This is a genomic window from Mycobacterium sp., assembly GCF_008709575.1.
GTDB lineage: Bacteria > Actinomycetota > Actinomycetes > Mycobacteriales > Mycobacteriaceae > Mycobacterium.
In genome coordinates, this window is record NZ_VYIK01000511.1 from 1 (window position 1) to 564 (window position 564).

The window sequence follows — 564 nt, forward strand, 5'->3', positions numbered from 1 at the left end:
CCCAGCAAGTCAAAGACGGCTTCGACGTGGTCATGAAGGGTCAGTCCCAGAGTTCGACGATCGCGGGCATGACCATGACCGCGCTCGCCGACGAGGGGGTGCCCTCGGACAAGGTGTCCTTCGTGTTGACCGGTGACCCGAACCTGCCCAACGGTGGTTTGTTCGAACGCGCGGACGGCCTGTATCTGCCCAGCCTGGGGATCACGTTCAACGGCGCGACGCCGTCGGATCTGTACCCGACCACCATCTACACGCAGGAATACGACGGCTTCGCCGACGTCTGCCAGTACCCGATCAACGCGCTGTGCGACCTCAACTCGATCCTGGGCATCTTGTACGTGCACCCCATCTATTCCACGGCTCTGACAGCCGAGCAGCTTTTACCCGTCGATGAGGGTGGTGAGGCGATCAAACTGCCCACCGTCCCACCCGACACCACCACCACTTACTACATGATTCCCACCGCGGATCTGCCGCTGCTGGACCCGCTGCGCGCGCTGCCTGTGGTGGGCAACCCGCTGGCCGACCTGTTGCAACCCGACCTGGAGGTGCTGGTCAACCTGG

The 564-nt window shown here is 63.1% G+C and carries 1 protein-coding gene; it reads left to right on the forward strand.

Features of this window, described 5'->3' with window-relative positions; genetic code table 11:
* Positions 1-564, forward strand: a 564-nt coding sequence (locus F6Q13_RS19875) for a PE-PPE domain-containing protein (protein ID WP_293060122.1), incomplete at both ends; no start/stop codon positions are given.